General features: G+C 60.2%; 5 protein-coding genes and 1 pseudogene. 5 read left to right on the top strand and 1 reads right to left on the bottom strand.

Translation table 11 applies throughout. The features are described 5' to 3' along the window. Positions 1 to 391: 391 nt before the first annotated feature. The gene (locus tag AC3WL8_RS33655) at positions 392 to 1,000 is read left to right on the top strand and encodes a hypothetical protein (protein ID WP_041228546.1); all 609 of its coding nucleotides are present in this window, start codon (positions 392 to 394) and stop codon (positions 998 to 1,000) included. Here the strand turns inward: AC3WL8_RS33655 and AC3WL8_RS33650 are convergent. Beyond that, a complete protein-coding gene (locus AC3WL8_RS33650) occupies positions 972 to 1,178 on the bottom strand; it encodes an IS4 family transposase (protein WP_080569582.1) in 207 nt (68 codons plus the stop codon). The genes AC3WL8_RS33655 and AC3WL8_RS33650 overlap by 29 nt on opposite strands. 371 nt (positions 1,179 to 1,549) lie before the next feature. Between AC3WL8_RS33650 and AC3WL8_RS33645 the strand changes: the two are divergent. The 4 genes and pseudogenes from AC3WL8_RS33645 (at position 1,550) to AC3WL8_RS33630 (ending at position 6,185) form a co-directional block, all read left to right on the top strand. Further along, a pseudogene (locus tag AC3WL8_RS33645) lies at positions 1,550 to 2,997 on the top strand (IS1182 family transposase). Positions 2,998 to 3,416: 419 nt separating this feature from the next. Then, positions 3,417 to 3,944 carry a DUF3455 domain-containing protein gene (locus tag AC3WL8_RS33640; RefSeq protein ID WP_041228545.1) on the top strand — a complete coding sequence of 176 codons (528 nt, stop codon included), beginning with the start codon at positions 3,417 to 3,419 and terminating at the stop codon, positions 3,942 to 3,944. Positions 3,945 to 4,248: 304 nt separating this feature from the next. Then, on the top strand, positions 4,249 to 5,142 hold the full coding sequence (locus tag AC3WL8_RS33635) for an alpha/beta hydrolase (protein WP_041228544.1): 894 nt from the start codon (positions 4,249 to 4,251) through the stop codon (positions 5,140 to 5,142). After that, complete coding sequence (locus AC3WL8_RS33630) at positions 5,139 to 6,185, top strand: Ldh family oxidoreductase (RefSeq protein ID WP_013952122.1); 1,047 nt, start codon at positions 5,139 to 5,141, stop codon at positions 6,183 to 6,185. The genes AC3WL8_RS33635 and AC3WL8_RS33630 overlap by 4 nt, the downstream gene beginning before the upstream one ends. Positions 6,186 to 6,354: the final 169 nt, after the last annotated feature.

The raw sequence follows: 6,354 nt of genomic DNA, 5'->3' as shown, positions 1-6,354 counted from the left end.
TTGAGATAATGCTGGCTCACCGGTCGAAATGACGATGAGCCTTTAACTGCCCTGCACACAAAAAAACTGACAGGCCCTCGTAGGGTGTTTTACGCAATAGATTCCAAATTTGCCGACCACTTTTTGATTCACTTTTATGCCAGCATTTTGCTGCTCTGCGCGAGCGTTCCTCCTCTGGGAAATAGCAATTCCGGCCACGTCGCATCACTGCGCGACGTGGTCTTTCTTTCGGTTCGACGAGGAACTCCAGGGAAGGTAACCTTGACCTTCAGGTAGAAGTATTCCTCGTCGCAGCAGCCGCAGGTCCCCACACTTGATCACTTTGATGGCCTAATGACGCGCACAGATTCATGCTAATGTAGCGTGCAGCATTCCTAGCCGACTCTAAACTTTGGAGGTCAAATTGCTTCGCCGCAGTTTTGTTGCCCTTGCCGCAGCCGCTCTTGCCGCTTGCGCCGCGTCCTCCATTGATCCACAGACGAAGGCCTCGATCGGCTCCGTCTACGTGGAACCTGTTCAGCTATCCAAGGCTACGGTCTTCGGCCCAAATGCACGCGAGGTGGATACAGTTTCTGGAAAGGTGCCCGCAACGGCGTCGGAGGCCATCTCCCGTATCCAGCACGTACTGGACACGCAAGCCAACCTTTCTCAGTTGATTGAACGTCAGGCAAAGCAAGACCTGGCTATCAGGGGATATCGCCTAACGGATGATGCCTCGCATGCCACGGCCAAGCTGAAGATCACAGTGCGTCATGCGTTGAGCGTCCCTGTCGGCGCCAACGATGTCAGAGGGATAGCAATGAGCGTCGGTACCGAGATGGTGCGGGTATCGGATGGCAAGCAACTGTTTCTAGCCGGGGCAAGTCAGATTAAGGATCCTGGAACGAAGGGTGTTCGTCTGATGCCCTACGCGGAATGGTTCACGAACGAGGGTTTCCTCGTCGAACAGTACCGCTTGGTCGCATGGCTACTCACGGCCCAGACGCTTGAGGGCCTTTAAGGTATTTCCTTATGCAGAAATCACGCTCTTCCCGTAGCGCTTGAATGGTGAGCGCGGCGTCCATGGTTCGCTGCATGCCGATCCAGATCGTCTTGGCGCCGGGCTCGCCATCGCTCTTACGCCCAAGGAACCCTACTGCGCAGTAGCTTCCTTGTAAATAGTGGAATTGTCCGCCCACTCTTTAGAGCTCTCACAATTTCAAGCTTCCATTCGAAAGCGACCTTTCTCTGATTATCGACAGACAAGGGGCACCCCGCGTCATTATGCGGGGCGTTTCGCGATCGCTCAGGTCGATTGCGCCTTCCAGTCCGTTCCGTTCGTGAAGGCCGATGAGTGCTCTATGGATCTCCGAGGCAACCGTCGCTTCCCGGCAATTCTGAGTCTATTGCCTCCAGATCCTCGATTACCGAAGTGGCCGAGCGGATGACTGTTGTATCTGGGAAGCTGCCGTTGGCGATGCGCACGGCCCAGTGGCAACATTGGGTCGAGGGTGTGTGAAAACGTCTCGATCACCTAGACTGGATCAACGCATTCAGATTGGGGGACCGGATGAAGCGATTCATAGAGGGAGAAGGCCGCAAGCAAGCTACGCTGCTTCCAGAATGCCTCGATGATTTCATCGCCGAGGATAACCCCGCTAGGATCATCGACGCGTTTGTTGAAGAGTTGGATCTCGAGTCGCTCGGGTTCGAAGGTGCCAATCCTTCGATTACAGGTCGCCCCTCATATCATCCTGCCGTCCTGTTGAAGATATACATTTATGGCTACCTCAACCGGGTCCAGTCCAGCCGCCGTCTAGAACGCGAATGCCAACGCAATATAGAGCTGATGTGGCTGACCGGCCGACTGGCGCCGGACTTCAAGACGATTGCAGACTTCCGCAGGGATAACAGCACGGGCATTCGCAATGTCTGCCGTCGTTTCGTAGTTCTGTGCGGCGATTTAAAGTTGTTCTCGCAGGCCTTGGTCGCCATCGACGGTAGCAAGTTCAAGGCAGTCAATACTCGGGACCGCAATTTCACTGCTGGCAAGGTCGACAAGCGCCAGCAGCAAATCGAGGAAAGCATCCAGCGGTATCTGAGCGCGCTGGAGACTGCGGATCGCACGCAGCCGGCGGAGATAGAACTCAAGACAACTCGACTGCGCGAGAAGATTGCGCAACTGCGTCAGCAGGTGCATAGCCTTGACCAGATAAAGCAAGAGCTCAAGACGCTGCCAGATGGTCAGATCTCGATGACCGATCCAGGATGCGCGCTCGATGGCGACAAGTGGCAAGGGCTCTGGAATGGTCGGCTACAACGTACAGATGGCCGTAGATGCAAAGCACCATCTGATCGTCGCTCATGAGGTCACCAATATTGGCAATGATCGGGCGCAACTCAGCTCGATGGCTCGAGCCGCTCGCGATGCGATGGGTAAGACCAGGCTTAAAGCCATAGCTGATCGTGGCTACTTCAGTGCGCAGGAGATCAGGGCGTGCGCGGATACGGGCATTGCTGCCATCTTGCCCAAGCCAACGACGTCCAGCGCGAAGGCGGGAGGTCGATTTGATAGGGCGGACTTCATCTACATTGCCCGAGACGACGAATATCAATGTCCCGCCGGCGAACGTGCGATATACCGCTTCACCAGAGAAGAGCATGGACTGCAGTTACGCCGCTATTGGAGTAGTGCTTGTCCTCAGTGCACCATGCGGTCTCAATGCACGCCGAGTCCGTACCGGCGCATCTCCAGATGGGAGCATGAGGCAGTGCTGGAGGCCGTCCAGCCGCCGGCTCGACAAGACGCCGGATGCAATGAAGGTTCGCAGGCGAACCGTCGAGCATGTCTTCGGAACCTTCAAGCATTGGATGGGCTACACGCACTTCTTGACGCGCACGCTACCGAATGTAGGAACTGAAATGAGCCTGCATGTTCTGGCGTACAACCTGAAGCGCGTCCTTCGAATTCTCGGGTTCTCGAAAACAATGAAGGCCATGCGCCTGGTGGGTGCGTAAGCACCCAATTGCGCCCAAAAAATGGGGCTGACGACCACGCTCAGGGGCCCATTAGCGCTGTTCGCACCCGTTCCGACGCCGCCCACGACCGGATTAGCCGAAAATTCGCTAAGACAGGCTACGCCCCGGAGGGGACGCGCATTGGTGCGATTCGAGAGACGTTTCCACCGGCCTCGGTCGGGAAGAGACGCCCCTATAGCCCAGGCCAAGGCCCCTTCTTGGGCCAGAAGCGCCCGTGCCGGCGCTCTCACCACCGCCGCTACCGAAGAGCAAGCCGCCGGATGCTTGCATGTGGGCGCCGGGACTCGTTCGCCGATGGTCTCCACCCGCGGGCCGGCACCGTCCGGACCCGCGCGGACGCAACTGGCAACGTGGCTCGGGAAGTACTATCCTCCCATGGGCTAAGGTAAGGAGGCCAAATGTCGCAAGGTTCTCGGCATTTTCGCAAAGCGAATCTTACTGTACTCTGCATGGCAGGCGTGCTCGTTTCGTGTACCACACCGAGGATATCGGCTCCGCCCGAACTCCAACCCACCGACGCGCGTGGAACGATCGCGGTGCTGCACGCATCCGGTGTACAGATTTATCAGTGCAAGCGTGCGAACGACGGCCGGTTGTTATGGAGCTTTTTGGCCCCGGAAGCAACCCTGAAGGATGACACCGGACAACTCGTCGTCAAACACTACGCTGGGCCAACCTGGGAAGCGCCTGACGGCAGCAAGGTGACCGGCAAGGTATTACGACAGACGCCCAATGCTCAGGAGCCGGACAGTATTCCACTCTTGCTATTGCAGGCAACGAGCACCGGCGGAACTGGCCTGCTTGCGAGGACGCGTTACGTGCAACGGCTGAATACGCTAGGCGGACAAGCCCTCCCTCAGGCCTGCACACAGGAGGGACTGGAGAATCGCATGCCGTATCGGGCGGACTACGTCTTCCTGGAATAGCCAAGGTGACGCTGGCAGATACCGTGCCGGTTTAATACTTCCCGCTGGCGGTGGCCTGCTGGTTGTAAGGAAAGGCACTCCCCACTCTGGCACAGCGATGCCGTTTCATGATGAGGGGGCACGCCTATCTGCCTCGCTTCCCAGATCTGAATGGAACCGCTCCCGCTTCGTGGGGGCGGGGGCGCGTTCATTCCATCTTTTTCTCCCTCTCAAGTAAGCGGACGATCGGGTAAGTCAGTGGATGCTTGGGCAGCCATCGGAAGGCGGATTTCGTACAACATCGTGTGCCACGAAACTTGGAGAAATGAGCGTGCACACGGTTGTGAAATTTGACTCCGACGGGCTTCGCCTGGCCGGAGCCCTGCATTTACCCCCCGATCTTGCCGCAGGCGAGCGACGTCCCGCTATCGCCGTGCTCCATGGGTTCGGCAGCAACAAGGACGACGGCATGGTGCAGTTGGCAACGCGCCTGTTTTCGTCGCTGGGCTATGTGGTCCTGCGCTTCGACATGCGGGGCTGCGGTAACAGCGAAGGTGCGCGCGGCAAGGTACTATGCGAGGACCAGGTGAGCGACACCCGCAACGCGGTCAGCTACTTGCAGAGCCTGCCCGAAGTGGAGCCCGCGAAGATTGCTGTGATGGGTCACAGCTTCGGTGCGGCCGTGGCGGTCTATGCGGCTGGCGTTGACCCTCGCATCGTGGCCTGCATCTCATCGGCCGGATGGGGCGATGGGGAAGTAAAGCTGCGTCAGCAGCATGCCGGTTCGGCCGCCTGGCAGCGCTTCGAGGCAATGGTGGAAGAAGGCCGTGCCCGGTTGGCCACGGGCCAGTCGATGCAGGTCTCGCGCTTTGACATCGTGCCCATTCCCCCCGAGATGCGCAGCAGTCTGCCTGCGGGAAGCTTCATGGAGTTCCCGTTCGAGGTGGTCGAAAGCATGCTGCGCTTTCGGCCGAACGCAGTGGTCGGCAACATTGCCCCGCGTCCGCTCCTGCTGCTGCATCCGGCGGACGACTCGGTCACCCCTACAGACCAGTCGATCGGGCTGTTCCGCAACGCCAGGATGCCGGCCGAACTGCATCTGTTCTCGGAGATCGATCATTTCATCTTCTCCGATGACAACCGGGCCGTCCTGAACCTGGTCACGGACTGGCTGCACAAGTTCTTCCCGGCCCGCCAGGCGTCTTTGGGGGCCGCATGACTGCGCGCCCCTCGACCATGATCAGCGCAGCCGGGCTGCAAGCCTTCGCACAGGCACTACTTGCATCGGCCGGGCTGCACGAACCTGGCGCCTCACTGGTGGCGGAGAGCCTGGTATGGGCTGACCTGCGCGGTTCGCCCGGACATGGGGTTTCGCGCATCCCGCAGTACACTGCGTGGCTGGCCTCGGGCGACATGAATGGCCAGGCACAACCGCGCCCGGGGCTAAGCCTGCCAGCCCTGACCGTGGTCGAGGGCGATCGCTGCGCCGGTGCGCTGGGCATGCGCATTGCCGCCGGGCAAGCTATCGCCGGGGCGCGCCAGGCCGGGGCGAGCCTGGTGCTCTTGCGGGAGACAACGCATACCGGCGCGCTCGGCTTTCACACCGCGCATGTGGCCAGTGCAGGAATGTTTGCCATGGCAATGGCCGCTTCGTCACCGCTGATGGCCTACCATGGCGCCTCGGTGGCGGGCGTCTCAACTGCTCCGCTGTCCATGGCCTGCCCGGGGCTAGGCGAGCCGATCGTGTTCGACATGGCTTCGGGAGCCGTTGCCTTCGGCAAGCTGATGCAGGCTCGGGCCACCGGCCGGCCGCTCGAGCCGGGCTGGGCCATCGATGCCATGGGTAATCCCACCACGGACGCGCGCCAGGCGACAACGCCGCTGCCACTGGGCGGCCCGAAAGGGTCGGGCCTCGCGCTGATGGCCGAGATCGCCTGCAGCCTGCTGACCAACCATCCGATCCTGGCACCCACGCTGCTGGCCCCCGCTGCCGGTCATCGCCACACGCAGAACGCGTGGTTGCTCGTGATCGATATCGCCCAGGTGGTGGACCCTTCCCTGTTTCAAGCGCAGTTGGCCGAGCTCGCTGGGGCCATCCACAACCTGCCGGCCTCTGTCGAAGGTCCTCCGCGGCTGCCGGGAGAACGCGGCTACGCCGAAGCCCGGGAGCGCGGCGCGAACGGGATTGCCTTGGCGCCTGTGACTGCTGACGCGCTGGAGGCACTTGCCAGCCAGGCTGGCATCCGCGCCCCCTGGGCGTAGCGTGGCCGGAAAGTCACCTGCAGGCGCGCCGAGGAATCGTTAGCAACGCCCTGCCCGTTCCCCTTCCCGTGTGGACCTTGTTTCACGTTCGGCCGAATCGACGGGACTGCACTGTCTTTCCCTTGACGGCTGCCACACACATGACATAATCCTGACCGAATGCAAACGT

Source organism: Cupriavidus sp. FW305-F7 (assembly GCF_058782875.1).
This window is presented reverse-complemented; position numbering and strand designations above follow the sequence as displayed.

What these genes read in the sequence shown, in the direction of transcription:
- AC3WL8_RS33640 (WP_041228545.1), top strand. Translation starts at nt 3,417, where the DNA reads ATGTCGCAAGGTTCTCGGCATTTTCGCAAAGCGAATCTTACTGTACTC.
- AC3WL8_RS33630 (WP_013952122.1), top strand. Translation starts at nt 5,139, where the DNA reads ATGACTGCGCGCCCCTCGACCATGATCAGCGCAGCCGGGCTGCAAGCC.
- AC3WL8_RS33635 (WP_041228544.1), top strand. Translation starts at nt 4,249, where the DNA reads ATGAGCGTGCACACGGTTGTGAAATTTGACTCCGACGGGCTTCGCCTG.